This window comes from Exiguobacterium alkaliphilum (genome assembly GCF_018138125.1).
In the GTDB taxonomy this organism is placed as follows: domain Bacteria; phylum Bacillota; class Bacilli; order Exiguobacteriales; family Exiguobacteriaceae; genus Exiguobacterium; species Exiguobacterium alkaliphilum.
Genome location: NZ_CP073101.1, coordinates 888,972 through 913,766 on the forward strand (window position 1 = coordinate 888,972; position 24,795 = coordinate 913,766).

Here is a 24,795-nt window from a genome sequence, read left to right on the forward strand (position 1 = left end):
ATCACTCCTTCGAGGTTATTGCCGCTCGCAGTTCCCGTTGGACGTCGGCCTTATATGCCCGCAACCGGCTCGCGGAATACGGTAGCGTCTGCTCGGTCCCGTCAATCAAGTGGCAGAGGAGTTCGAAATGGCGTGGTGACAGCAACACCCGTTGTTCGTCGAGCCAGTCGAACAGATGGCGCTCGGACGTCATGCATTGTTCCGGGATACGCTCGGCCGCGACCTCGTGCTTCAAGTGCCGGGCGTTCTTCTGTTGGTGGTTGAGGATGGCGCCCCGTATCCGCTGGAAGCAATACGTCTTCGATAACGTGCAGCCGCGGTTGAGTGCCTCCCATAACGCGATGCGTGCGATTTGGGCGCAGTCTTCATGTTCGTTCGGGTGGATGTGGAGGTGACGGATGACGTAATGGATCATCGGCTCCCATTCAACGATTTGGTCATCAAGCTGGTTCATGGATGGATTCTTTTCCGAGCGCTCTGTTGATTTTCCTAGGTTAATTCGAGTATAGTCATCGATATCCAAGATGGGACAGCGCCGTTATCACACATAAGCCCCGGGCTTGTTTGAGATATCGGCTTACAATTGATAGATGGAGCCGAGAGGCGTACGTACAGCAACACCCAATCCACGAATATCGATGAATATTCGAAGAGGCAAGGGGATGTGGCCATGGGGGAGTGGCGAGATGTGGCTCTCCTTGCGATCGGTGTGATATCGAATGTCGGTATATGGTAAAATGAACACATCGAGAGACAACTGCTTCACGCTTCAGCTGGGACGGTTGTTCTTTTTTATGAGGAGGGCGACAGATGAAACGAGTATTGATCACCGGCGCGAGCAGTTACGTCGGCAACGCGTTCAAACAGTGGGTCGAAACGAAGTATGCGGACGACATCCACGTCGACACGGTCGGGATGAAGAACGGGGAATGGAAAGAGAAGTCGTTCGAGGGGTATGACGCGATTCTCCATGCGGCCGGGATCGCCCACGTTTCGACGGACAAGAGCATGGAAGACCTGTACTATAAAGTGAACACCGATTTGACGGCCGAGGTCGCGGCGAAGGCGAAGCGGGACGGCGTAAGCCAGTTCATCTTCCTGAGCAGCATGATCGTCTATGGGGACGCCTCGAACGCCCAAATGATCACGAAAGACACGGAACCGAAGCCGACGAATTTCTACGGTAACAGCAAGCTCCAGGCCGAGAAGAAGCTCGAGGCGCTCGCGGACGAATCGTTCCGCGTCGCGAACGTCCGTCCGCCGATGATTTACGGCAAAGGCTCGAAAGGGAACTACATCAAACTCGCCGGGCTCGCGCGAAAAGTGCCGATCTTCTCGGACTATCCGAACCGCCGCAGCATGATCCACGTCGACAACCTATCAGAGTTCTTGGCGCTCATCATCTTGCATGAAGACCACGGTACGTTCCATCCGCAAAACGCCGACCACGTCTGTACAACGGAGCTCGTCAAGACGATCGGTGCGGTCCACGGCAATCAAGTCCGGACGACGGGGCTCTTCAACGGGGTCATCGGCACGCTCGTCGACAAGAACATGACGATGAACAAGCTGTTCGGCGACTTCGCCTATGCGAAGGAGTTGTCTGCGTATCCGCATGACTATCATGTGAGGGACTTTTTTGACAGTATCGTCTTGACGGAACGACAAGAATAAGAGTAAGACACTACTTCTACGGGAATGAACAGATAAACTAGTCGAAGTAGGTGAGCGAGTGAAACAAGCAACGATTGAAAACGCGAACGGGATGCGCCTGTCGGCCATCGATTATGGCTGTGCCATGACCGAGTTGACGGCGCCGGACCGGGACGGGAACTATGAGTCCGTCATCTTGAAGTACGGTGACCCGGAACAATACTTAGAGAACCCGATTTATGTTGGGTCGGTCGTCGGGCGCATCGCCGGCCGGATCCGCAACGCCGAGATCGATGGGGTGGCCTTGACCCCGAGCGAGGCCCCGCACCACATCCACGGCGGCGAGGAAGGCATCACGGCCCGGCACTGGGACATGGACGTCGACGGACAAGCGATCGTCTTCACGTACCTCAGTCCGGACGGGGAGGAAGGGTACCCTGGAAATGTTCGCTTCAAAGTCATGTATGAACTGACGGACGACGATGCGCTCGTCGTCACGATGACGGCCGACACGGACGAACGGACGTGGGTCAATTTGAACCACCACAACTATTTCAACCTCGGCGGACGGCCGACGGTGCACGACCACGTGCTGACGCTGCCGTCCGATTACGTGGCACGGCTCGATGACGAGTCGCTACCGACGGGGGAGTTGCTTGACGTGTCGGATACGCCGTTCGACTTCCGTGACGGGAGACCGGTCGGCGCGGCGATTGCGTCCGAGGACGAGGCAATCGTGAAGGCGGGTGGACTGGATCATCCGTTCCTCTTGAAGGACGGGACGACCCGTTTGCACGACCCGGTATCTGGACGTGTCATGGACGTCGAGACGAACCAGCCGGTTATGGTCGTCTATACGGCGAACTTCTTAAGTGAAGAGACGCCGGTGACGCTCGAAGGACGGCAAAAGCATAGCGCGATTTGCCTGGAGGCCCAAGCGTTCCCGGACGCGCCGAACCATCCGGATGTGGCGACGTCGATTGAGCTGAATCCGGGGGAGTTGTATTACTCGAGGACGGTTTACAAGTTTAGCGCAGAATAACAAATAGCCTCACTACGTGGAAAACGTAGTGAGGCTATTTGCGTGGAATCACTATGGCAAAGTCTAGACCGATTTTAAATAGAGTAAACATATAGTATACTTTAATTAGGGAAAATGAATTTCTGTGTGTTTGAAATAAGGATTAAGTCATTTTTAGTATATTTTTATTAGACTTTTTGAAAGAGGTGATTAGAGTGGAGCACGACAAAACAATGACGATTGAAGAAGTGGTCGCTAGAAATGTGAAGTCTTACGTTCAGGCAATCGATCAGACGAATAAATGGGTGTACGAGAAAGCGGGCATGTCGAAACAAACGTATTATAATTTGTTGGCCGGAAAAGGAGAGGTCACTCGGAATGTTGAAAAGTTAAATCGCTTATTTCGCATTCAGGATCCGATGTATTTTTATCGAGCGGATTTTGTCCCACCGTTGTCTGTTGAAGAAATTGAAAAGACGAGTAATCTACAACAGTTGGCGGCTGCGAATTACCACGTCGGTTCGACCGGTTCGGAAGCGCAACAGTTGCAACACACCTTCAAAACACTGGATGAAGTCATTAATCTGCTCGATACGCTTCATACCGTCGCCGAGGTGAATGAATTGTGATCACAAAAGACAATCTTCTACAGGTCATCGAGTCAAACCACCGGCTGTTGCCTGGCGTCTTAAGTAAAGTGGAAGAAACGAAAGAAACAAATTTGCTGTTTCGCTATAAGCCTGTGGAAATGATTAAACATTATTTGATGCAGGAAGCGAACGTTATTTTATTTCCAAGCCCGTTCCCGAACTACGGCGGGATGGTGACGTATCGAAATCACCAATTTTATATTCATATCAATACAGCCCAACCTCGCGTATATGAAAACTTCGTCTGGGTGCATGAATACTATCATTTCAAATATGAACAATCAAAAATAAAAAATGCGACGATTCAAACTTTTTTTGAAGACTCGGTATTAAATGAGCATGAGAGGCAGGCGAACCTATTCGCGGCAGAACTGTTAGTGGATGGTCGACTTCTTCGTGACTTGTTTCAACAAATGACGCACACGTTACGACATCGTCCGCTAGTCGATTGGGTGCTTCATCTCATCCCTATTTTTGAAGTGCCGTTCAAGGTGATTGTCATCAAGTTATTGCAGGACGGTTTGATTCAAGAAGAAGAGGCACTTGGTTTGATTGACTACGATTATCAGAAACAGCTGCCTGATGACTTTGACCATTCCATCCTACAACCCACATTAGTGATCAAGTTAGACGATTTAGATGAAATGTTGAAAGATCCTGCGATTACGTCTGGACTCCGGGAGAGTGACTTAGCGAGCATCCGAAATCGCGCCTCCACGCTCCAGCAGAAAATACGCGAGGAGCGCGATCGGTATGACTGAACCTTGGTCTTTTGACAATTCAGTCTATGACGCGATTCGTTCCTATGTGACAACAGATTGGGGTTATGGCGCAGACCACACCCTGTATGTGTTGGATAATATGTTGTTGACTAAATTGGCCACTGTAGCTAGAGATTGTCCAGACGAATTTGGAGTCATGATCGCTGCATTCATAAAAGAGCAGGCCATTTTTTTCATACCTGACATCATCTTTGAAGAAAGTGCAAGGTCAGAGCAGACAACTTCTGAACAATATGCGGGGTGGTATGGCGATTTATTTAGTCAACTATCCGGAGCATGTAAACTCGTGCGAGTCGATTTTCAAGCTGTCTATGACATCATGACGGAAGGGGCTGCCGGTCTGGACAAAGGGTTTATTAAGTTCCGCCTCGTCACAATGGAGACGGTGCGCATGAACCCCGACTTGTTAGATCGAGTTGCTGCTGCAACGACTGTTCATGGTATGAAAGAAGGGATTCATTCGTTTCAAAAAGACTGCGGCGAGCGTGTCATCCATTTACTCGTCTGTGCCTTGTTGTCAAATGGTGCGCAGTCTGTGACTGTGTTAAGCAATGAAGAGACGGGTGTGTTCAAAGTGCGCCAGATGCTTGCGAGAAATGAGCGTTTATTACAGCTCCTGTTCATGCAAAATAAGTATGTGTTTTTAGATGGCTACCGCCTCTACTCATTTGACCGACTGCTTTCTCACGTCTTGTCCAATCAAAACGTAGGGGACATCCTTGAATTTGTGAATGCAGTGCGGGATTCGCGGGACCAATCCCGTTACGTCAGAATGATTTTTGGTGATGAAAGTGATCGAAGTCAGCTCGACAACGTTCAGTTCACAGATATGATTGTAGATGGCAAAGCCAGAATCACCTTTTGAGACAAGACGAAGGATAGACCATCACCCAGTGACACGGGCGATGGTCTTTTTTAGACGTTGATTGTATACAGGTCTTCCAATACGGCGGTCACGGTTGCGCTGAACGAGCGGAAGGCGGGAGCGTCAAGGAGAGTGTTCATCGCATCTTTTACAGTAGCTGTGTTCGTCCAATTCGAGACGTCTGTCGTCTCGGTGTAGATACGAGTGAACTTTTTCCCTTCTTGTTTTCCTGACTTCAAGAACGAGATGTCTTTTGCTTCGAGTGCCTCAAGAATCTTGAGCCGCTCCAGATAGCTGATTGGGCCGACTTCGACGTAAAGCTTGAGTCGTTTACTGCCTTTGCGCTCGAACCAGATGATGAGGCCGTAGTTGAGCCAATAGCGTTTCAAACGATGCATGTGCTGTAACGAAGGCAACCAGTCATCCATCACAAAGTGCGGGACGCGTGAATGTGCAGAGTAGGTCGTGATGTTCTGTTCGCTCACGAACTCGAGAAACGCTTGGGGAATGATATTACCACCGGTTTTGAAGATGTAGTCAATCGTTTGTCGCTTTCGATTATAGATGAGCCTAAGATGATGTTTCGTTGCCTCATCGAACGTGGCGAGCATCTTGACCGCTTGGCGGAGCTCGATTTGTTTTTGCTTCGCCGGGTTGGCGTTCGCATACAGTAAATGAATCGCCGACGTATAGTCTTGGTAGAGCTGTAGTGCCGTCTCCATCGTCGCCTCATCATCGACGAGTCGCTCTTCAAGGAGCGCGACATAGTACGACAAAAAGTCATGGATGTTGTCGGCGATCGTCGCCTGGTTCAATTCGAGTTCATGTGTGATGATGGAGAGCACATCCTCATACGTCAACATCCAATACGCCTCGTGAGAGGGTGCGTCACCGGATAAGGTCAGGAAGACCGGAAGTACGTTCCGCTCCGGATAGTATTCCGTCACGCTCGTTAAGTAACGATCGAGTTGACCTACAGATTCAGTGGAATGAACCTTGTTTTCGATGAATAAGATCAAGTTCAACGTTGGGATTTCAATGAGCAAATCAATCGCACCAATCCCTTGTTTTGACCACTCTCGATGAACGATAACGTCCGACAAAGAGGCATGGGCAAACGATAAATAATCGAACGTATCGATTTTGTTTTCATTGTCTGCTTTCGTGATCAGATTCATAAGTACTTTGCGCAGGAAAATGCTATCGAGGCGATGGTTCTCATTTGGATCGAACAACCACGCGAGCACGTTCGAATGACGAATCTCGTATTTGGCGACACGGAGTACTTTGAACGGGTTGAACGCATTGAACTGTTGATCGAGTTTGTTAAATTCAGGCGTATTCTCAAGCTGTAAGATGGTATCAAGTGAGTAGGTCATATTGGACTCCTTCATTGTCAGTATGCACCGCTAAGTTTCTTCCATTCTTGGTCGAGATGGGCGTCGACCGCTTTCCAATCGTACACGTCTTTCCCGAGCACATGCTTCAGTTCTTGCATCGAGGCGTATGCGAAGCGGCTCCAGGCGACATAGTTTAAGCGCGTCGCAAATAAAATCGGGACGTTGCCGCTTCGGATATAGGCATCCATCCCGTCGGTCAGGCAGAGGGCACCGTGGCCGACGAACAGCATCTTCCGGAGCGTCGGTTTGTTGCCGGCAGGGATCGATTCAAGCCAGCTGTTCTTATGGTAAAACAGGCTCTTCAAGCCCCAGAGCAGGCGGATGACGAGTTCGTTGAAGACGACCGGCACCGCCATCGCCACGCCGTGACGGGCATCATACCCGCTCTCAAACACTTTCGTCGAGAAGTCGGCAAACGAGAGCGTCTTCCCGTTGTGCGAAACTTGGCCGAAGTCGGCGAATTGGAACAGCTCAAAGAACGGGAGCGGGATGCCGGCGCCACGACGACCGTTGTCGTGACCGCGCACCCCACTCGATCCTGATACGTCAGACAAGAGGTGGCCGAACCAGTTGGCGAACCCGGCGAACAGCTTAGCTAATAGGTTTCCGCCTTGTAATCGCTGCGTGCCGTCTTCTTTCGGTTCGAGTCGAAGCAGGCGACCGTCCGAGATGAAGCTCGCCTTGCCCGTAAACTGATCTAGAATCGAGAAGAATAATCCGATGATGTCCGGTGCGTGGGCGAGTGATTTCAAATGGTGGTCCGACGGACGCATATTGAGTGTCGCTTCACCCATCTTCAAATCCCGCGCGTACCGCGCGTCATAGTTCACTTTAAAACGGCGCTCTAAAAAACCGATGGCACTCGCGATCGAATCCGGTTGTTTGCGGAGACGGGCCCCGTTCTTTTTGTCTTGTTTCCAGACGAGGTTCGCGAACTTGATGACGAGGTTGTCGACTTTCTCGTCTGACCAACTCTGGAGTTTGCTGTCCGCAGGGGAACCGACAAAGAAACTGTCGATGAGGCCGGCGACAAGGCCACTGAAGGACGCGATCATATAATCGTAACGGTCACATTCCGCTTCCTTCAGCAAGAAGTCTTCTTTAAACGTTGTCGCCAAGTCGTGCCGTTGCCGTGCCGTCAACAGATGGGTGAACGGGTCGTCGAGCCCGGTCACGTCGTGTCTCGTCGCATACGTATCGAGGTTGTCCAAATAGATATCCCAGGAGACGTCGGAGACTTGAATCGGCTCGAGGTTCTCAAACGTTGGGACGGCGAGTGGCGTTAACTGCGTTGCCCCCGCTTGAGATGCCTGTCCACTCATGAGCCGCATCATGTCTTCGAACAACTGGTCGAGCACTTCCGATTGCGCGTCTTGCGCTTCTTCAAGTTGGCTCAAATGCGTCTGGACATCACCTAGACGTTGTTCGGCTTTCGTGGCTTGGTGTTGTTGGGTGAGCAACGCCTTCGCCTCATCGGTCAGATTTTGTTCGGACATATTCATCTGTCACCGAAGACGTTTTTGACAAGACGCTTCGCCCCACCCGTCACCTCGGCCAGACCACCGCCTGACATGTCAAAGTAGCCGATTGCTTGGAGCGATTCGTGTAACTGGTCCAACTCGTCGAGCGTGAGCGTCTCTTTCAAGACGAGCTCTTCCTCGGAACTGAACATCGAGTCATCGAGCTGGACTGGTTCCGGCGTATAACACGCATACACGTAATCACGTAGTTTTTGATACGTCGGTTTCGACGTCAACTCGTCTAAACGGACCGTACTCAGTTTCGAAGGGAGCTGTGTGATAATCTGTTCTTTCTGCGAGTGGACTTGTTTGTCGGCACTGAACTGGGCACTCTCATTGAGCATTTGTAGCATGTTCGACAGCTGATTGATCTTCTCTGAGTTGGCGTTACCATGCTGGATGGCAGCGACGAGTCGATTCGAGATCTCATTGATGTCCTCGAGCAGGCAGTTGAGTGTTTGTTGCGTATTCCGGATGATGGCCTGCAGCATGTATTCCCGCTGTTTATTGTTCTCGATATCTTTCATGCCCGTGATTTTTTTCAATCCTTGATACGTGCCGACCCCGATGACGACGAGCACCCCGATACCCGTGAACATGCTAGAGAAGCCGAGCAGACCACCCATGCCGAGAGAGGCGAGACCAGACGTCAACCCGGCCGCACTCAATCCGACGACCGAACCGGACAAGTAGATAGCGGTGAGCGGGACACCGACCGCGGCTGCTTTCGCCGCCAAGTCTTTCATCGACTTGGCGATTTCCGAGTCGTTTTTCCGGAACGTCAAAATATCTTCGTCACTTTGGATGGCGCTTGAGATCAGTTCGATTTCTTCTCGCGAAATCGACAGAACTTCTTTCAACTCTTCAAGAAACTTGTTCTCGAACCAAGCCGAGAGCGGGCGCTTCAGTTTGAACAGATAGAGTAAGTCTTTGAACAACGATTTCTCGACGATCGAGAAGTCGATGGTCGTCGACAAGTCGCGTAATTCATCAATCAACGCGATCGTCGGTGCATGTTCATTCGGATTGCTCAAATAGCCCCGAAGTTGCAAGCGATAGTCCGAACTGAGATGGATACGGGTAACGAGCGACATCAGTTCGCTATACTCTTCGGCATCAATCTGTTGATCATCGAAGAACGTGAAGTTTGCCAAGACTTTTAAGTAGGTGAGCTTATACGCCTCGGGCAAGTCCGCGAGCGGGGTGACCTGTGAGACGTTGATGAGCTCGTCTTCCTTGTCTTTCAAAGCGGAAATCCCGTTCAATAGCTCGACGACGCCTTCGACGTTATACGTCGCAAGCTTGTCAGACAGACTGTAATCGTATTTCTCTGTGTGCATGATGATATGAAGTTTTTCTTTTCGCTTATCGTTCTTGTATGTGACTTCACGGTCCAAATCGACGCGTTGCAAATCCTTGTAGTAGACGCAAATCGGCTTCTCGAGCAACGGTTTGAAATAGAAGCGGTCACCTAAAAACAGCATGCCTTCTTTACCGCTCTTAAAGAGCGTTGAATCGTATAAGACGACAACGTGTTCAGGAAGCGCGTCCTCCGCATAATTCTTAATGGCTCCGTTCAATTTTTTGTCGGGAACGTTCGGGGCGATATGTGTGCCGTCGCCGAGTAGTGTGTGGGCGTATTCTTTCAAATATGTATTAATGTTCATCATGCAACACCTTCCATATATTGTTTATAAAGTTATTATATACTTATAGAGGGTGCTGGGTAGGGAAAATATTCTAACTGGTAAAGAAGAATGCGAGGAGCGGCTATCGTGGAAATCATTATGTATATGTTGATTATGGGATTGAGCGGAGGAGTGGGTGTACTATTGTTCCGAACTGGGCGTGCGACAAGACTCGTTCAGCAGGCGTTGCGACGAGAACTGCGAACGATCGACGACGAATTGAAACGGGCGGAACATAACCCGGCCCGACAGTTTGACTTGCTCGATCCAATCTATCGAAAAGTCGTGTTCCAAGTCCACTCGAACGTGAAGATGAAACGAGCCGAATTGGAGCAACTTGTGAGCGATGAGTTGAATCGGTTAATCAAAAGTCGACGCTCGGCGGTCTGGTCTTCGATTGCGATGACAGGACGCAACGTGTTGGCGTTGATCATGTTGGGTGTGAGTGCGGTCGGCGGATATGCGACGTACCAAGAGGCGAAGATCATCGAGTGGCCGGGTTCGCGACAAGTGGTAAGTTCGTCGGCCACGATACTTGATGAAACGTTCGAATTGCCGAGCCAAATCGCTTCACCTGAGGAACTCGGGATGGCACTCGCCTATCACATGAGTCGATTCGATGAGGCGTTCAGCATCCGTTACATCGGGAAGACGAGAGACTTTGAGGAGACGATGGAAGCCGCGTGGGACTGGCTCGAGGCGAATCACATCTACGTCTTCCGTTTATCTCGGGGCGGGGAGAGTCAATATCGGGATCACGGGGGCTATGTCGACCTCGACATGAAGTTGGCGTACGACATGACGACAGATGAGGCCCATCAGATCGCGGCCCGCGTCGAGCGCATCGTGCAAGAGATGCCGATCGGGCTGAACGACTTTGAGAAAGTGAAATACGTGAACGATTTCGTCGTGTTGAACACGGCGTATAACTTGGAAAGCGCGACGAGCCCATACACACCGTATTCGATATTGTTCAACGGGGAAGGCGTCTGTGAAGGGTACGCGCTGACGACGTTGCTTCTATTAGAAGCGGCCGGTGTCGAGACGCGCTACATTTCAGGAGAAGTCGAGACCGGTCTTCACGCATGGAACCTCGTCAAGCTCGATGGGGAATGGTATCACTTGGACACGACGTGGAACGATCCGGTGCCGAACCAGCCGGGAAAAGTCCGATACGACTACTTCTTAGTGTCCGATGCGACATTGCAAGCGGACCATACGTGGGAGGAAGGGAAGTATCCAGTGACGGCGATGGCGAACTATCAGTGAGGCAAGAGTGAAGCGATGGGGCTTCACTCTTTTTTGTTGCAATCATACACTTGTTTTTAAAAATAGGTCATTCTGTTTTTAAGAAACGTGCTATATTTTTATATGGGATTTATAGGATTAACATTCAAAAGTCTACATATACAGATTGAGAAAAGAGGAAAATTGATGAAGAAGTGGATGGCTCAACTCATTATCGTGATGTTGGTGATGAGTTCGTTTCAGATGACAGGAAGTGCGATGGAGGATACGGAGGCACCGAAACTGATCAGTTACTCATTGACGAACCAAGAGTACACAATTGGCGATACAATCGAAGTGGCGATTCATTTAGAGGACGACAGTTCATATATCAAGTATGCACAACTTCACTTGAAAAAACCTCAGACAGGAGCATCCTACTATGTCCCATTGTCAGCTCAGAACAATGGTTTATATAAAGGCTATGTCACTGTCCAAGAAGGAATGGAGTCGGGTAAGTATGTGATTGACTTTATCTACGCCGAGGATGGTTATGGAAATAAAACGTTCAGGTATTTAGATGCAGAGGACAATCAATGGTTTGAAATCTATGGGACGACTCCCGACACGGAAGCACCGCAAGTGCTCAGTTACTCCTTGACGAACAAGGAGTACACGATTGGCGATACAATCGAAGTGGAGATTCATTTAGAGGATGACAGTTCATATATCAAGTATGCACAACTTCACTTGAAAAAACCTCAGACAGGAGCATCCTACTATGTCCCATTGTCAGCTCAGAACAATGGATTATATAAAGGCTATGTCACTGTCCAAGAAGGAATGGAGTCGGGTAAATATGTGATTGACTTCATCTACGCCGAGGATGGTTATGGAAATAAAACGTTCAGGTATTTAGATGCGGAGGACAATCAATGGTTTGAAATCCAGGGTACTCAGTCGGACACGGAAGCTCCGAAAATGATTAGCTACTCCTTGACGAACAAGGAATACACGATTGGCGATACAATCGAGGTACAGATTTATCTTGTAGATAACAGCTCCTATATCAAGTATGCCCAGTTGCACTTGAAAAAGCCTCGAACGATGGCTTCACAATACGTTAGTCTCTCATCATATGGTGATGGACTATACAAAGGATATATTACTGTCCAAGAAGGAATGGAGTCAGGTAAATATGTGATTGACTTTATCTATGCCGAGGATGGTTTTGGAAACAGGATGTTTAGGTATCTAGACACCAGTGACAATCAATGGTTCAATATCCGTTACCCCTCAACAGACACCGTAGCACCGACTTTCGATCGTCTTGAAGCGAATGATGTCGAACTCGACGAACATGACACGGCGTCCTTCACCGTCCATGCGACAGATGACTTGAAGCTGAAGTCGGCGGAGGCGGTGTTTATGAACGGGGAGGAGCGTGTCACACTCTCGAGTTCAAACGTAACGTCTGACGGTTTCCATTTCGACTTGAACCGCAGCGATTTCCCGGAAGGCGCAGGGAAATGGGCGTTACAGACGCTCACGCTGACTGACTTAAATCAAAACACGACGACCATGTCCGATGGGTTGGCCTTCACGGTGACGACGCTCCCGAAAATCGAACCGGTCAACGCCATCATCGTCAGCTCGGATGACTCGTGGAGCTACATGACCGTCAATCAAGACGTCTATATCATGCCGGGCGCCACGCTCACACTCGGGCAGAACACTGTCTTGAACGGGAACGTCTATGTCGGTGGACGGCTTCGTCTGACGGGCGGTGTCCAAGCGAAGCGTGAGATCCGGGCCAGCAACTTCACGTTCGGCTATTACTATCCGTATCAAGACGGGATGGTGACGATGTCGGGCTCGAACTCGATTTCTTCGATGATCGCGACGAACAACCTGTACGGCACGCTCCCGTTCCGTTTGAGCGAGACGCCGGTGTTCGAAACGAACGGGACCGTCAACGTCTCCGGTTCATACGTACCGCTCGGGACACTTTTTGTGAACGGGGAGGCGATTCAAGCGAAAGCGAACGGGACGTTCCGACTCACCGTCCCGACACCGAGCGACAGCATGCTTCGGTTCACGATGACCGACCAGTTCGGCAAGATCCATCGTTGGACGTACAAAGTCTACTCACCTGATTTGCCGGTCGTCACGACGAATAAAAACAGTGGCATCTACTTGCAAGGCGAGACGGTCGAACTGACGACGACGAAACAAGCCACCATCTATGTTTCGAAGAACGATGCGTCGCCACAACCTTACACTGAGGCCATGCCACTTAACGACAGTGTGACGCTCACGGCTTATTCGATCGATGAGGCCGAGCTCACATCGGAAAACGTGACCCGGCGGTATGAGGTGTTCCACGTCGAGGATGTGACGAACCGCGACACGTCGATTCAAGGGAAGGCAGAACCTGGAACCGAGTTGACTTTAACGCTCGGGTCGTTGCCGGTTCAAACGACGGCGAAACCAGACGGCACGTTCGTGTTTGACGGGCTCGAGCTGAGCGACGGCACGTTCACGATTCAGGCGAAGCGCGGGCTGTTCACAAGTGGCGAATATACGAAGCCGATTCGTGACGTCTTGCCGCCGGTCGTATCAGGCATCACCGATGGGTCATCCGTCGCGACGCCTGTGACGCTCTCATTCAACGAAGGAACGGCGACATTGAACGGGAAGCCGTTTGGCTCAGGCGAGACGATTGATCAAGATGGAACGTATATACTTGTCGTTCGAGATACGAGTGGAAATGAGACGACGCGTCAGTTCACAATCGATCAAACGGCTCCGACCATTACCGGGGTGACCGACCGAGCATTGCTCAATCAAGCGGTCACAGTGACATTCAATGAAGGGACGGCCACGTTAAACGGGAAGCCGTTCGCGGGCGGGTCTGTCAATGCGGAAGGGACGCACGTCATCCGTGTCGTCGACCTCGTCGGCAACGCCACGCTTGTCACATTCACGATCGATTTGACCGCACCTGATATCGAAGGGATTGACCAGACGTTCTATCAAGACGGCGTGACGCCGGTGTTCACAGAAGGCGTCGCGAAGTTGAACGGGCAACCGTTCACTTCCGGGACACGGATCACGGCAGAAGGGGCGTACACGCTTCGTTTGAGGGATGCGGCCGGAAATGAGACGACACGTGAGTTCAATATCGACCGGACACCGGTGACGGTGAACGGGGTGGCAGACGGATTGACGAAAGACGTCGTGACTCCAATATTCATCGAAGGAACGGCGACGCTGAACGGGAAGCCGTACACGTCCGGGACACCGATTACAACAGACGGCGCCTACACGCTCGTCGTGACGGATCAGGCTGGAAACACGACGACGCATACGTTCACGATTGACCGGACGGCACCGCTCGTCACAGGTGTGACGAACGGGACGTTCAATCAAGACGTCACACCCGTGTTTGAAGAAACGGCGACGCTGAACGGACAAGCCTTCACAAGTGGCACGATCATCACGGAGGAAGGGACGTATGTGCTCGTCGTGACCGATCAGGCCGGGAACGTGACGGAGATTCGTTTCACGATCGACCGGACGAAGGTCGAAGTGAGCGGCGTCGAAGACGGGAAGACATTCGTTCGTGCCACACCACGATTCAGCGAAGGAAAAGCCACGTTGAACGGAGTCCCGTTCGCGTCTGGCCAAGCGGTCACAAAAGACGGGAGCTATACGTTGCGCGTCATCGATGAAGCTGGGAACGAGACGGTCGTCCGTTTCACGATTGATGCGACACCTCCTGTCTTGAGCGGTTTGACGAAAGGGAATACGCATTACCGGGAAGTCGCGCCTCTCTTCACGGAAGGGGTGGCGACACTGAACGGGCAACCATTTGTCTCGGGGACACGTATTTCCCGGGAAGGAGTGTACACGCTCCGTCTCGTCGACACGATTGGAAACGAGACGGTCGAGACGTTCACGATTGACCGGACGCGACCTGTCGTGACAGGTGTCACTGCGAACCAGTTGACGAATCAAAGCGTCACAATCCGTTTCAACGAAGGAACGGCGACGTTGAACGGCAAGGCGTTCCGTACGAACACACAAGTGAGCGCATCCGGTAAATACGCGCTTCGCGTGACGGATGCAGCCGGCAACTATAGTTCGATTTCCTTCACGATTGACAAGGTCGGACCGACGAAGCCGACCATTCTCAAGCTGACGAACAAGTCGACACGGGTGACCGGGAAGACGGAAGCGGGGGCGACCGTACTAATCAGGTATGACGGACGGACGTACACGACGAAGGCGAGTTCGACCGGGGTCTATGCCTATAACGTGAAGACGACGAAACCAGGCGCGATCGTCTCTGTCCGCGCGCGCGATGCGGCCGGGAACGCATCGAGTTTGACCTCGACGAAAGTACTCAACACGTTCCCGTCGTTCACGATCAATGCGGTCAAATCGACGCAAACGGTCGTGACCGGTAAAGGGAATCGGAACGCGACCGTTCAGGCGTTTGTCGGGACGAAAGCGATCAGCAAACCGGTGAAAGTCGATGCGAAAGGGAATTACCGATTGACGATCCCGAAACAAAAGACGGGGACCGTCCTCACGGTGAACATGACCCAAACGGGATACGAAGGAATGAAGAAGACGAGTAAAGTCGTCCGATGAGAAAAAGCAGCCTCGGCCGAATTTCGGCCGAGGCTGCTTTTCTTTGTTTCCTTACTCTGCCTTCACAAGTTCGACCGGACCGTGGTCGTCGCAATGCCCGTTATGGACGTGGTGCAGGCGCCCGTTGACGAGGTAATCCATGTGATCGCCGTGCGGCACGAGCTCGTGGCCACAGTCCTCATCATGGTTGCATCCACATTCCATCGGGGCACAGACGTCCGGGTTCGTCTCCGACACCGGGATGACGCATTCATCCCAATGGCCGTCATGCTCATGATGCAAATGTCCATCGTGCACATAGTCGATATGGTCACCGTGTCGAATCTTCGTGTGACCGCAAGCTAAGCTATGTTGGTGCTTGTGGTCGGTATGCGCATGATGCTCATTACTCATCACGTTTCCTCCTTTAAAGATGTGCTCACGACTGATTGTAGTACTGATTTACCTGCTAAGGCGTCATTTGAAACGTATTATACGAAGAAGCAGCCTCAGCCGAATTCGGCCGAAGCTGCTTTTGTCATTTCTTGACGGATGCCGCAAGTGTCAGTTCCGCCCCGTTCGTCGCGATGACTTGCTTGTACCAATCGAAGCTCTTCTTCTTCGATCGGACGAGCGTGCCGTTTCCAGCGTTGTCTTTGTCGACGTAGATGAAGCCATACCGTTTCTTCATCTCCCCGGTCGAGGCGCTCACCAAGTCAATCGGACCCCAGCTCGTGTAACCGAGAATCTCGACGCCGTCCTTGATCGCCTCGTGCATCTGTTCGATATGTTTCGTCATGTAGTCGATGCGGTAATCGTCCTCGACGTAACCGTCTTTCGGCGTGTCGACGGCACCGAGCCCGTTCTCGACGACGAAGAGCGGTTTCTGATAGCGGTCGTACAGCTGGTTCGCCGTGATGCGGAAGCCGATCGGGTCGATCGTCCAGCCCCATTCCGACTTCTCAAGATACGGGTTCTCGAGTGAGCTGAAGATGTTGCCTTCCGTCTCTTTATTGATCTCCGGGTCCGCGCTAGTCGTCCGGCTCGCATAGTAGCTGAAGCCGATATAGTCGACCGTATGCTGTTTCAACAGCTCGAGGTCGCCGTCTTCCATCGCGAGCGTGATGCCGTTCTCGTCGAGATAGCGTTTGGCGTAACCCGGGTACTCGCCGCGCGACTGTACGTCGATGAAGAAGAACGATTCGCGGTCCTTGTCCATCGCGTCCAAGACGTCGTCAGGGTTGCACGAGTACGGGTACGTCTGACCGGCCGCGAGCATGCAGCCGATTCGCATGTCCGGATTGATGGCGTGCACCGCTTTGACCGCTTTCGCGCTCGCGACGAGCTGATGGTGGGCCGCCTGATATTTCACTTGCTGCTTGTCCTCGCCATCCTCGAACACGAGTCCGGCGCCGATGAACGGCAAGTGTAGCAGCATGTTAATCTCGTTGAACGTCATCCAATAGGTCACCTTGCCGTTATAGCGGGTGAAGAGCGTCTTTGCGTACGTCTCGAAGAAGTCGACGAGGCGACGGTCGCGCCAACTGCCGTAGTGTTGGATGAGGCTGACCGGCACGTCGAAGTGGGCGATCGTGACGACCGGCTCGATGCCATGCTTCAACAGCTCGTCGAAGACGTCATCGTAAAACTGAAGACCTTCCTCGTTCGGTTCGGCGTCGTCGCCGTTCGGGAAGATACGCGCCCAAGAGATCGACAGACGGAGCGCCTTGAAGCCCATCTCGGCGAACAGCGCGATGTCTTCTTTATAACGGTGATAGAAGTCGATCGCCTCGTGCGACGGATAAAACTCATCCGGCACCGGCTCAAGCGACGGCAAGTCGCCGAACATGACGTCGAACCGTTTCTTGCCCGTAGGCAACAAGTCGACCGTCGTCAATCCTTTCCCGCCTTCTAAATAGGCCCCTTCTGCTTGGTTCGCGGCGATGGCGCCGCCCCATAAAAATCCGTTTGGGAAACTCATCGAATCATCCTTTCTAAAGTAGGGGAGGGACGCACCCTCCCACGTTTATTCGTTGATAACAAACAGTGTTTCACCTGTCGCGACACGAGAACCGTGCTTCTCGGCGATCTGTTTTCGGTTCGTGACGATGACCGGCGTCGTGAGAGCGCGGCCCGACCGAATGATTGCGTCGAGGTCGAACTCGATCAACAGTTGGCCCTTCTCGACGAACTCGCCTTGCGTGACGTGTGCTTTAACTAAATCAGGCGAGAATTCTCCCTCCTCTAAGCGTCTCGGGGCGAAGCCCAGCGTAGGTGGGAGATGAATCGCCTGTGTTAGCAAGATTGTATGCGCTTGGTATAATGGATGTAACCAATCAAAAGGACTGAACTATCAATGAAAATGGATACAAACAAACATTCAGTCTTCCTCCTGAACTACCACCTCGTCCTGGTGGTCAAATATAGACGCAAGGTGATCGATGACGCCATCTCGGGTTCGCGAGACAGACGTTCGAACGGATCGGCGCGTCGTACCATATCACACTGACCGAGTGGAATCATGACGGCGACCATATCCATGTGTTGTTCAAAGCCCATCCGAACACAGAGATGTCGAAGTTTCTGAACGCCTACAAGAGCGCCAGCAGCCGACTGATCAAACGAGACTTTCCACACGTCAAGAGACGACTGTGGAAAGAGATGTTCTGGTCCCGGAGCTACTGCCTCGTGACGACCGGCGGTGCGACGATCGACGTCATCAGGCAATACATCGAAAAACAAGGAGAGGAGTGATCACTTTGCTGAAGGCGTAAAAGTTTCGACTATACCCGACAAAGCCACAACGAGAACACTTCATGAAGACGTTCGGCTGTGTGCGTTTCGTCTACAACAAGATGCTCGAGGAACGGATCCGGTTATATGAAGAGTCGAGGCTGAACCCTGACGCGAAGCAGAAGCTCCCGACCCCGGCGAAGTACAAGCCCGAGTTCCCTTTCTTGAAAGAGGTCGACAGTCTATCCCTGGCGAACGCCCAGATGGACTTGAACAAGGCGTATGCCAACTTCTTCCGCGACAAGTCTGTCGGGTTCCCGAAGTTCAAATCGAAGCACGGCGACCGCGCCTCCTACACGACCAACAATCAGAACGGGAGCGTCCGGATCGAGGACGGGAAGGTGAGACTTCCTAAGATCGGCTTCGTGAAGTTCAACCAACATCGTCCTTTCGAGGGGATTATCAAGTCCGCGACGGTCTCGATGACGAAGACGGGCAAGTTCTTCGTCTCCATCCTTGTCAATCAAGGCGAGGAAAAATGGGTTCCTGCCAAGAACAAGATTGGGATCGATCTTGGTCTTGAGCACTTCGCCATCATGACAAATGACGAGATGGTTTCTGAGAAGATTGACAATCCTCGTTTCCTTCGCAAGTCAGAAGAGAAGGTCAAGAAGGCGCAGCGCGCTCTGTCACGAAAGAAGATCGGAAGCAAGAACAGAGAGAAGGCCAAGCTGATCCTCGCCAAGAAACACGAGAAAATCGCAAACCAACGCAAAGACTTCCTTTATAAACTGTCGAAACAAATCGTTGACGAGAACCAAGTCATCGTCGTGGAGACGCTGAAGTCGCAAAATATGATGAAGAACCACAGGATCGCCAAATCGATCGCAGATGTCAGTTGGTACGAGTTTGTTCGACAGCTAGAATACAAATGCAAGTTCTACGGACGGACTCTTATCAAAGCGGATCAGTGGTTTGCATCGACGCAAATCTGCTCTTCCTGTGGATCAAAAGGCGAGAAGAAAACAGTGGATGTCCGTGAATGGACGTGTACGTGTGGCGCTCATCATGACCGCGACATCAATGCGAGCATCAACCTGTTGATGTTGGCAGACTGAAATACCTTCAGGGCAGGGACTTGCCCGACGAGCTTGGTAAACAATCGTGGCTAGTAAACGTGCGGTCTTCCCAAGAAGCTCCCACTTCAATTTGCGAAGCGAATAAGTGGCGAGTAGTTCACAAACATTGAATTTGAAACATCTAGTAAATATGAATCGTAGAAAGAAGTAATTAAAGATAGAAGGAGTTTTGAACATGAGACGCGAACAACATATTCGCCAACTCGTCGATTACGCGAGACAAGGAAAAGCAAGAGCATTTATTTTGGCAGTGGCCTCAATCATTTTGACCGGCACACTTCTTCGGACGCTTGAACTCTCGGCACCAATCGTCTTTAGTTTAGGGTTTCTTGGAATGATCCCGCTTCTCGTTCGGGAATGGAAACTCGGTACGATTCGCCGGTCGTTTAACGATGATTCTTCGTATCAGAAGCTCATCCGCTTACCGTTTTGGGTGACGGTGTTCGGACTATGTCTCTTGTACGCCATCCTCGGTTGGTATGAACTCGGCACGCCGAATCGCTCTGTCTTTCTAATGCTCGGTGCGCTGGTCATCGGGATGTTTTTCTTTCAGCGGACGTTCGACCGGGTCATCTTGAAACTCGAACCCGACTACATCACCGATCGCGAATTGAATCGAGAACTGAAGTGATCGACCGTCTCCTCATGAGGCGGTCTTTTTTTAGGTCCAACTTCCTAAAAAGACGAAGAACGAAACGGAACGGCAACATGACATGATGTTGCGAAAAAATGATAAATCTATCTCTCGGATTGTCAAGATGAACGGGGTAAGAACGTACTACGGTAGACTTGTGCCTTATTTCTGTCGTCCATTCTGTCTGTAGGGAGGAAAAATCCATGAACGATCAAACGACGATCGTCGGCGATCTCGTCGAGGTGCTGAAGAAAAGCAAGTGGCTGCTCGTGCCCTTCATGCTCATCGGCGGATTCGCCGCCTATTACTTGAGCGCGAACTTCATCGAGCCGACGTACGAGGCGTCGACCCAAGTGCTCCTCGTCACGAAACAAGAAGACGACCGTGTCGACAGCTCGGAAGTGTTGTCGTCGCTCTCGCTCGTCAACACGTACCGGGTCATCATGAAGAGCCCGGCCATCTTGAGCGAAGTGAGAGAGCGCGTCCCGAACGCGCCGGACCCGATCGCCGACGCCATCACCGTCGAGAGCGAGGAGGACTCGCAAGTCATCAACGTCGTCGTGACCCATACGGACGCAGCGGGCGCAGCGGAGACGGCGAACGTCATCAGCGAAGTGTTCGCCGCCGAGATTCCGGACCTCATGAACATCGATAACGTCCGCATCTTGTCGCCGGCCGAAGTGCCGACGGACCCGGTCTCGCCGAACTTGCTCATGAACACGGCAATCGGCATCTTTGTCGGCTTGTTCTTCGGTGCGTTCATCGGTTTAATGCGCTACTTGTTCGACAAACGCATCCAGACCGAGCAAGAAGCCGAACGCCTCCTCGACTTGCCGGTCATCGGCTCGGTGCCGGTCATCGAGCGTCGAGACATGAAAGTGAAGAAGCCGAAACTGCCTAACGTGAAAGGAGACATTCCTCATGTTCCTTCGAAAAAAGAACGCCAATCTTCCTGATTATTCACAGCGTGAGTTGATCACGCTCGTCAATCCGAAGTCGCCGATCTCGGAGCAGTACCGGACGATCCGGACGAACCTCGAGTTCACATCGATCGGTCAGAAGCTACAGATGATCACCGTCACCTCGGCCTCAAACGGCGAGGGCAAGTCGACGACCGCGGCGAACCTCGCCGTCGTTTACGCCCAGCTCGGCAAGCGCGTGTTGTTGATTGATTGCGACCTCCGCAAACCGACGGCACACTTCACGTTCAAGACGTCGGCACACGCCGGCCTGTCGACAATCCTCGTTGGCCGCATCCCGCTCGACCGGGCCATCCAAAAGACGGATGTCGCACGGCTGTCCCTCCTCGCGGCCGGCCCCGTCCCGCCGAACCCGACCGAGCTCGTCGCCTCCGAACGGATGACGGAGCTACTCGAAGACGTGCGCCGCGACTATGACATCGTCATTTTAGACGCCCCGCCGATGATGCAAGTGGCCGACGCACGGTTGCTCGCGAACGTGTCGGACGGCACGATCCTCGTCATCGGCTGTGAGAACTCGGACCGCCAGCTCGTGTTGAAGGCGAAAGAACAGCTCGAACGGACCGGGACGCACATGCTCGGCCTCGTCCTCAACAAGCGGCCATCGAGCGGACGCCGTACGTATTACGCGTACGAGTGAGGTGACGACGATGAAGATCCTCCACATCAACGCGATCAATGACGTGAAGAGCACCGGACGGATCTGTAAGGAACTCGCGGCCGTCCATCACGAATATGGGCACGAGACGCGCGTTGCCCATTCGACGGGACCGGTCACCGAAGGGAGTTACGTCATCGGGGATGCGGTCGACGTGAAACTGCACGCGCTCCACGCCCGCATCACCGGACGGCAAGGGTACGCCTCACGGCTCGCGACCGAGAACTTGGTGCGCGAGATCGAGCGCTACGGCCCGGACGTCGTCCATCTCCATAACTTGCATGCGAACTATCTTCATCTGAAGACGCTATTCGATTTCCTCGCCGTCCGCGACATCCCGACCGTGTTGACGCTCCACGACTGTTGGTTCTTCACCGGGAAGTGCACGCACTACGCGGCCGCTGGATGCGACAAGTGGCAACACGGCTGCGGCGGCTGTCCGCTGTTAAAGTCCGACATCCCGAGCTGGCTGTTCGACCGGACGAGCGAGATGCTCGCGGACAAACGACGATGGTTGACGGCGATCCCGCGTCTCGGCGTCGTCGGTGTCTCCGATTGGATCACGACCGAGGCGCGCTTCTCGTTTCTCGGGCAGGCGAACGTCATCCGGCGCATCCATAACTGGGTCGACCTCGACGTGTTCCGGCCGGTCGAGACGTCCGCGCTACGGGAGCGTCTCGGCCTCACCGGTAAGACCGTCCTGCTCGGTGTCGCGAGCACGTGGGGTGAGGCGAAAGGGCTCACCGCCTTCCTCGACCTTGCCCGCTCCCGGCCCGATGACACGTTCCTTTTAATCGGCCAGCTCGATGATATGCAACTCCCAGATAACGTCCTCCACATTCCGGAGACGAACGACGCCCGCGAGCTCGCCCGTTATTACGCGCTCGCCGACGTGTTCCTCAACTTGTCGGAAGAAGAGTCGTTCGGTAACGTCACGGTCGAGGCGATGGCGTGCGGTACCCCGGTCGTCGTCATCGACGCGACGGCGAGCCCGGAACTTGTCACCGACGAGACCGGTGCCGTCGTCTCGACACGGCGGCTCGAAGACATCGCCTACGGCATCGACCGCGTCCTCGCGCGCGGTAAGGCGGCCTACAGCGACGCGTGCGTCACCCACGCCCGGACGAACTTCGCCCTTCACGACCGGGCGCGCGACTACTTGGACGTCTATGAGACGCTCCGTTACGAGAAAGTGAGGAATGCGCTATGAGACCACTCGTCTCGATCATCATCCCGGTGTATAACGGGAGCAACTATTTGGCGGCTTGCATCGACAGCGCGCTCGCCCAGACGTATGCACACATCGAAGTGATTGTCGTCAACGACGGGTCGACCGACGGCGGCAAGACGGCCGACGTCGCGCGGCGCTACGGCGACAAGATCCGGTATATCGAGAAAGAGAACGGCGGCGTCTCGAGCGCGCTCAACCGCGGGATCGATGAGATGGAAGGCGACTTCTTCTCTTGGCTCAGCCACGACGACTTGTACGCCCCGCGTAAAATCGAGTCCCAAATCGAGACGCTCGAACGGGAACGGCTCGACGCGAGACGGACGATCCTCGTCACGGGGACGGCGTTCATCGACGAACACGGGGCCCCGATTCATCGCTACCGACGCAAGTTCAACGGGTTTTACGCCTCGAACGACATGTTCCGGCACTTGATGCTGACGGCGTCGCTGAACGGTTGTGCGCTCCTCATCCCGCGTGATGCGTTCCGCGCGCACCGCTTCTCGCTCGAGGACAAGTTCATCCAAGACTGGATGTGCTGGGTCGAGTTCGCGCTCGACGGCTTCGACTACTTCTTGACGGACGAGCCGCTCGTCTACTCGCGCCTCCACGGGGCGCAACAGACGAAAAAGATCGCGCATCGCGCCGAGCTCGAGTCGAGCCGCTACTTGCGGACGCTCCTCTTGCGCGTCGAGCGCAGGGGGGACTCGCGAGAGCTCGTCCCGATCATCTTGCGCCACACGTTCAAAGAAGACGCGACCGACGTGCGCGATGAATATTTAGCGACGCGGAACGTGCGCGACTACTTCAGCCCTCTCGAGTATGGCACGCACCGGATGAAAGGCTGGGCCGTGTCGAACATGTTGACGCTGTACCGGGGCGTCACGAACCTCATCTATCGGTAGAAAAGAGGAGAACCCATGACCATCTATCTCGTCAATCTCGCGCTCCTCGTCATGTGGGCGATGCTCCTCATGCGAAGCGACGCATCGTACAAACGCGGCTGGTTCGTCACGTTCGCGACGATTCAATGGATCGTGCTGTCCGGCTTCCGACATATCACGGTCGGGGACGACACGGCGCAGTACAAGGCGCTCTTCCTCGGGACGGAAGGGTTGCCGGTGTCGGCGCTCACGAACGACTTCTTCAAGATCGTCTTCACCGAGAGCGAGGACCCGGGCTATTACTTGTTCCAACGGCTCGTCCAGTTCGTCATCACCGACTATCAAGTGTACTTGGTCTTAATCGCGCTCATCTTCATGATCCCGCTCGGCTACTTCATCTACAAGTACTCGACCGAGCCGCTCATCAGCTTCCTGTTGTTCTCGGTGCTGTTCTACGAGTTCTTCGCCGTCACGGGGCTAAGGCAGACGGTGGCGACAGCGCTCGTCGTCTTGATCGGCTACCACTTCATCCGGGCGAAGCGGCTCGTCGCCTTCCTCGCCATCTTGTTCGTCGCCTTGACGATCCATAAGTCGGCGCTCATCTTCTTGCCGTTTTATTTCCTCGCCGACAAGCGGCTGACGAAGCCGTACATCCTCGGGATGCTCGGCGTCATCGCTGCCTTGTTCGCCTTCCGTGGTCCGTTCTTCAATTTGCTCGTCTCGCTGTCGGGTTACGACACGTACTCGGCGCTCGACGGGGCGGGGGCGATCAACTTTAGCGTCATGCTCATGACGGTGCTGCTCGTCGCGCTTTGGCGCCGGGATGAGATTTTACAGAACAACCCGCAGGCGATTCACTACTTCAACGCCTTGTTCCTCGCCGCGTGCTTCTTGCCGCTCACGTTCATCAACCCGTCGATGATGCGACTCGTCCAATACTTCACGCTGTTCTTGCTGCTCATGATCCCGGAGATTATCAAGACGTTCGAACGACGCGAACGTGTCGTCGTCTATTACGCGGCCGTGACGCTCCTGTTGCTCCTGTTCCTTCAGGACGCGCCGGTGTACACGTTCTTCTGGCAATAGAAAGAGAGG

At 53.1% G+C, this 24,795-nt stretch carries 20 protein-coding genes and 2 pseudogenes; 15 read left to right on the forward strand and 7 right to left on the reverse strand.

Going from position 1 to position 24,795, the window contains the following annotated elements; genetic code table 11:
- Nucleotide 1: 1 nt before the first annotated feature.
- Nucleotides 2-454: a sigma factor gene (locus KB235_RS04720; protein ID WP_211780569.1), complete on the reverse strand. Its 453-nt coding sequence runs from the start codon at nucleotides 452-454 to the stop codon at nucleotides 2-4.
- Between the two features lie 356 nt (nucleotides 455-810).
- Here KB235_RS04720 and KB235_RS04725 point away from each other — a divergent pair, with 356 nt between their 5' ends.
- From KB235_RS04725 to KB235_RS04745, 5 genes are all read left to right on the forward strand, one after another.
- Nucleotides 811-1,674, forward strand: coding sequence for an NAD-dependent epimerase/dehydratase family protein (locus tag KB235_RS04725; RefSeq protein WP_211780570.1), 864 nt, complete (start codon nucleotides 811-813; stop codon nucleotides 1,672-1,674).
- A 58-nt stretch (nucleotides 1,675-1,732) separates the two neighbouring features.
- On the forward strand, nucleotides 1,733-2,695 hold the full coding sequence (locus tag KB235_RS04730) for an aldose epimerase family protein (RefSeq protein WP_211780571.1): 963 nt from the start codon (nucleotides 1,733-1,735) through the stop codon (nucleotides 2,693-2,695).
- Between the two features lie 212 nt (nucleotides 2,696-2,907).
- On the forward strand, nucleotides 2,908-3,303 hold the full coding sequence (locus KB235_RS04735; protein ID WP_211780572.1) for a PLP-dependent aminotransferase family protein: 396 nt from the start codon (nucleotides 2,908-2,910) through the stop codon (nucleotides 3,301-3,303).
- On the forward strand, nucleotides 3,300-4,085 hold the full coding sequence (locus tag KB235_RS04740) for an ImmA/IrrE family metallo-endopeptidase (RefSeq protein WP_211780573.1): 786 nt from the start codon (nucleotides 3,300-3,302) through the stop codon (nucleotides 4,083-4,085). The genes KB235_RS04735 and KB235_RS04740 overlap by 4 nt, the downstream gene beginning before the upstream one ends.
- Nucleotides 4,078-4,971, forward strand: coding sequence for a hypothetical protein (locus KB235_RS04745; protein ID WP_211780574.1), 894 nt, complete (start codon nucleotides 4,078-4,080; stop codon nucleotides 4,969-4,971). Before KB235_RS04740 ends, KB235_RS04745 begins: the two co-directional genes overlap by 8 nt.
- 50 nt (nucleotides 4,972-5,021) lie before the next feature.
- On the opposite strand, the gene KB235_RS04750 is transcribed toward KB235_RS04745, so the two are convergent.
- From KB235_RS04750 to KB235_RS04760, 3 genes are read right to left on the reverse strand one after another with little or no spacing between them, the layout of a single operon-like run.
- Complete coding sequence (locus KB235_RS04750; protein WP_211780575.1) at nucleotides 5,022-6,350, reverse strand: PDDEXK-like family protein; 1,329 nt, start codon at nucleotides 6,348-6,350, stop codon at nucleotides 5,022-5,024.
- Nucleotides 6,351-6,367: 17 nt separating this feature from the next.
- Nucleotides 6,368-7,867: a hypothetical protein gene (locus KB235_RS04755; RefSeq protein WP_211780576.1), complete on the reverse strand. Its 1,500-nt coding sequence runs from the start codon at nucleotides 7,865-7,867 to the stop codon at nucleotides 6,368-6,370.
- A gap of 2 nt (nucleotides 7,868-7,869) precedes the next feature.
- Nucleotides 7,870-9,561, reverse strand: a complete 1,692-nt coding sequence (locus tag KB235_RS04760) for a hypothetical protein (protein WP_211780577.1) — start codon at nucleotides 9,559-9,561, stop codon at nucleotides 7,870-7,872.
- 105 nt (nucleotides 9,562-9,666) lie between these two features.
- On the opposite strand from KB235_RS04760, the gene KB235_RS04765 reads away from it, so the two are divergent.
- Both KB235_RS04765 and KB235_RS04770 read left to right on the forward strand, forming a co-directional pair.
- Nucleotides 9,667-10,848, forward strand: a complete 1,182-nt coding sequence (locus KB235_RS04765) for a transglutaminase domain-containing protein (protein WP_211780578.1) — start codon at nucleotides 9,667-9,669, stop codon at nucleotides 10,846-10,848.
- 165 nt (nucleotides 10,849-11,013) lie between these two features.
- Nucleotides 11,014-15,465 carry an Ig-like domain-containing protein gene (locus KB235_RS04770; protein ID WP_211780579.1) on the forward strand — a complete coding sequence of 1,484 codons (4,452 nt, stop codon included), beginning with the start codon at nucleotides 11,014-11,016 and terminating at the stop codon, nucleotides 15,463-15,465.
- Between the two features lie 51 nt (nucleotides 15,466-15,516).
- Here the strand turns inward: KB235_RS04770 and KB235_RS04775 are convergent, their stop codons facing one another.
- The 3 genes from KB235_RS04775 to KB235_RS04785 form a co-directional block, all read right to left on the reverse strand.
- Nucleotides 15,517-15,858, reverse strand: a complete 342-nt coding sequence (locus KB235_RS04775; RefSeq protein ID WP_211780580.1) for a hypothetical protein — start codon at nucleotides 15,856-15,858, stop codon at nucleotides 15,517-15,519.
- Nucleotides 15,859-15,982: 124 nt separating this feature from the next.
- On the reverse strand, nucleotides 15,983-17,425 hold the full coding sequence (locus KB235_RS04780) for a 6-phospho-beta-glucosidase (protein WP_211780581.1): 1,443 nt from the start codon (nucleotides 17,423-17,425) through the stop codon (nucleotides 15,983-15,985).
- Nucleotides 17,426-17,470: 45 nt separating this feature from the next.
- Nucleotides 17,471-17,746 (reverse strand): PTS glucose transporter subunit IIA, encoded by a 276-nt coding sequence (locus KB235_RS04785; RefSeq protein ID WP_246514338.1) that lies wholly within the window; start codon nucleotides 17,744-17,746, stop codon nucleotides 17,471-17,473.
- A 54-nt stretch (nucleotides 17,747-17,800) separates the two neighbouring features.
- Here KB235_RS04785 and tnpA point away from each other — a divergent pair.
- The 8 genes and pseudogenes from tnpA (at nucleotide 17,801) to KB235_RS04825 (ending at nucleotide 24,786) form a co-directional block, all read left to right on the forward strand.
- A pseudogene (gene tnpA / locus KB235_RS04790) lies at nucleotides 17,801-18,198 on the forward strand (IS200/IS605 family transposase).
- 20 nt (nucleotides 18,199-18,218) lie between these two features.
- Nucleotides 18,219-19,295 (forward strand): annotated as a pseudogene (tnpB, locus tag KB235_RS04795) (IS200/IS605 family element RNA-guided endonuclease TnpB); the annotation flags it as partial.
- A gap of 196 nt (nucleotides 19,296-19,491) precedes the next feature.
- Nucleotides 19,492-19,947 carry a hypothetical protein gene (locus KB235_RS04800; protein ID WP_211780582.1) on the forward strand — a complete coding sequence of 152 codons (456 nt, stop codon included), beginning with the start codon at nucleotides 19,492-19,494 and terminating at the stop codon, nucleotides 19,945-19,947.
- A 206-nt stretch (nucleotides 19,948-20,153) separates the two neighbouring features.
- Nucleotides 20,154-20,906: a YveK family protein gene (locus tag KB235_RS04805; RefSeq protein WP_051690349.1), complete on the forward strand. Its 753-nt coding sequence runs from the start codon at nucleotides 20,154-20,156 to the stop codon at nucleotides 20,904-20,906.
- A complete protein-coding gene (locus tag KB235_RS04810) occupies nucleotides 20,872-21,570 on the forward strand; it encodes a CpsD/CapB family tyrosine-protein kinase (protein ID WP_211780583.1) in 699 nt (232 codons plus the stop codon). Before KB235_RS04805 ends, KB235_RS04810 begins: the two co-directional genes overlap by 35 nt.
- 10 nt (nucleotides 21,571-21,580) lie before the next feature.
- Nucleotides 21,581-22,798 carry a glycosyltransferase gene (locus tag KB235_RS04815; RefSeq protein WP_211780584.1) on the forward strand — a complete coding sequence of 406 codons (1,218 nt, stop codon included), beginning with the start codon at nucleotides 21,581-21,583 and terminating at the stop codon, nucleotides 22,796-22,798.
- Nucleotides 22,795-23,721 carry a glycosyltransferase family 2 protein gene (locus KB235_RS04820; protein ID WP_211780585.1) on the forward strand — a complete coding sequence of 309 codons (927 nt, stop codon included), beginning with the start codon at nucleotides 22,795-22,797 and terminating at the stop codon, nucleotides 23,719-23,721. The genes KB235_RS04815 and KB235_RS04820 overlap by 4 nt, the downstream gene beginning before the upstream one ends.
- Before the next feature lie 15 nt (nucleotides 23,722-23,736).
- Nucleotides 23,737-24,786 (forward strand): EpsG family protein, encoded by a 1,050-nt coding sequence (locus KB235_RS04825; protein WP_211780586.1) that lies wholly within the window; start codon nucleotides 23,737-23,739, stop codon nucleotides 24,784-24,786.
- Nucleotides 24,787-24,795 lie beyond the last annotated feature (9 nt).

Coding starts and splice junctions, on each gene's coding strand:
- KB235_RS04725 (WP_211780570.1), top strand. CDS start 811: ATGAAACGAGTATTGATCACCGGCGCGAGCAGTTACGTCGGCAACGCG.
- KB235_RS04720 (WP_211780569.1), bottom strand. CDS start 454: ATGAACCAGCTTGATGACCAAATCGTTGAATGGGAGCCGATGATCCAT.
- KB235_RS04750 (WP_211780575.1), bottom strand. CDS start 6,350: ATGACCTACTCACTTGATACCATCTTACAGCTTGAGAATACGCCTGAA.
- KB235_RS04810 (WP_211780583.1), top strand. CDS start 20,872: ATGTTCCTTCGAAAAAAGAACGCCAATCTTCCTGATTATTCACAGCGT.
- KB235_RS04775 (WP_211780580.1), bottom strand. CDS start 15,858: ATGAGTAATGAGCATCATGCGCATACCGACCACAAGCACCAACATAGC.
- KB235_RS04820 (WP_211780585.1), top strand. CDS start 22,795: ATGAGACCACTCGTCTCGATCATCATCCCGGTGTATAACGGGAGCAAC.
- KB235_RS04805 (WP_051690349.1), top strand. CDS start 20,154: ATGAACGATCAAACGACGATCGTCGGCGATCTCGTCGAGGTGCTGAAG.
- KB235_RS04770 (WP_211780579.1), top strand. CDS start 11,014: ATGAAGAAGTGGATGGCTCAACTCATTATCGTGATGTTGGTGATGAGT.
- KB235_RS04760 (WP_211780577.1), bottom strand. CDS start 9,561: ATGATGAACATTAATACATATTTGAAAGAATACGCCCACACACTACTC.
- KB235_RS04825 (WP_211780586.1), top strand. CDS start 23,737: ATGACCATCTATCTCGTCAATCTCGCGCTCCTCGTCATGTGGGCGATG.
- KB235_RS04735 (WP_211780572.1), top strand. CDS start 2,908: ATGACGATTGAAGAAGTGGTCGCTAGAAATGTGAAGTCTTACGTTCAG.
- KB235_RS04800 (WP_211780582.1), top strand. CDS start 19,492: ATGAGACGCGAACAACATATTCGCCAACTCGTCGATTACGCGAGACAA.
- KB235_RS04755 (WP_211780576.1), bottom strand. CDS start 7,867: ATGTCCGAACAAAATCTGACCGATGAGGCGAAGGCGTTGCTCACCCAA.
- KB235_RS04745 (WP_211780574.1), top strand. CDS start 4,078: ATGACTGAACCTTGGTCTTTTGACAATTCAGTCTATGACGCGATTCGT.
- KB235_RS04815 (WP_211780584.1), top strand. CDS start 21,581: ATGAAGATCCTCCACATCAACGCGATCAATGACGTGAAGAGCACCGGA.
- KB235_RS04780 (WP_211780581.1), bottom strand. CDS start 17,425: ATGAGTTTCCCAAACGGATTTTTATGGGGCGGCGCCATCGCCGCGAAC.